This is a genomic window from Alcanivorax sp. HI0044 (assembly GCF_001634945.1).
Genome location: NZ_LWEZ01001521.1, coordinates 1 through 1,418, shown reverse-complemented (window position 1 = coordinate 1,418; position 1,418 = coordinate 1). Strand labels below are relative to the sequence as shown.

Here is a 1,418-nt window from a genome sequence, read left to right as displayed (position 1 = left end):
GAACCTGGAATCCAGAATGGCCGTGGCCAAGCTTTCCTCCCTGGTGGCCTACTGCAATGCCCGCTTGCCGGGGAAAGATTTCAGTGTTCAGGTGGGTAAGCATTTTCACCCCGGCATGTTTCACGCGCTGGGCTACGCCATGATGTCGTCGGCCTCTCTGGAAGATGCGTTGCTACGCATCGTGCGTTACAAGCGCGTGCTTTCCAACGCCTGTTGGGCCGACGTGCGCGAAGAACCGGCGGGCCTCGCCATCCGTACCATGCCGTTGTTTGACGAGGTGACTGGAAAGCCGGCTCTGGGGCGTTGGGAAATCGAGATATTCTTCGCCACCCTGGTGACATTTGCCCGCGAAGCGGTAGACGCCACATTACGACCGCTACGCGTCAGCTTCAATACGCCCCCTCCGGAACAGGGAGCGGCCTATCTGCAAGACTTTTTCGGCTGTGATATCGACTTCAATGCAGATTGCAACGTGGTGGTGTTCGATCGGGAGCAGGCCGCGCAGAAACTGCTTACCCACAACATGATGCTGACCCAGAGCCATGAAAAAATGCTCGACGAGTACCTCTCCCGTGTCGACCAGAATGACCTGGCCAACCGGGTGAAGTGCCGCATTCAGGACAAGCTGGCCCTGGGCTCGCCCACCCAGGCCGATATTGCCAGCACCCTGGGAATGAGCTTGCGCAATTTGCAGCGAAAACTCAGCGAGCAGGGCACCAGCTTCAAGGATATTCTGGAACAGACCCGCAAAAAGCTGGCGCTGGAATATATCGAGCAGCGTCATCTGACACTGGGCGAAATCGCCTATCTGGTGGGGTTTGCCTCATCCGCGAATTTCAATCGTGCCTTTAAGCGATGGACAGGCGTTAGCCCGGGCGAATACCGGGTGAGCCACGCGGTCACGGCGTAACAGAAAGGCCGGGTGCGATTACCCACCAAAGGGTGATACAAAAGGGCAACGATACGGCGATTCGGGCTGCTGCCTGACGCAGCACAATCGCGGTAGACTCAACGGATAATCCAATAATGATCGCAGGGAGCGACTCATGGCTTTACTCAGAAATATTCTTGTTCTGTCTTGCAGCATGGTGCTGGCGACTACCGCTGCAGCTGCCGACCTCAATGTGCACGGCGCCTTGAAAGGAGGCTGGACCGATCTGGATTACGATGACGGGGATTTTCCTGCCGGCACTGATGTCGACTCCACCGACCACACCTTTTCCATCCTCGCCGGGCTCACGTTCCCGGTAGCCCGTGATCGCATTCACCTGGGCGGTGAAATTGCCCATACCTACCTCGGGGAATACAGCGCAGAGCTCGCCGGTTCAGAGGCAGAGGTCATGCTTACCGGAAGCGAGGCGGTTTTTGCGGGTTTTTTCGATGTAGCCACCGGCACCCAGTTATTTGTACGCGCTGGC

At 57.4% G+C, this 1,418-nt stretch carries 2 protein-coding genes; both read left to right on the top strand.

Going from position 1 to position 1,418, the window contains the following annotated elements:
• On the top strand, nt 1-910 hold a 910-nt coding region (locus A3730_RS22900; protein ID WP_063539036.1), incomplete at its 5' end, for an AraC family transcriptional regulator.
• 136 nt (nt 911-1,046) lie between these two features.
• Nucleotides 1,047-1,418 (top strand): hypothetical protein (locus A3730_RS22895; protein WP_156501312.1); only part of this gene is annotated, 372 nt, incomplete at its 3' end.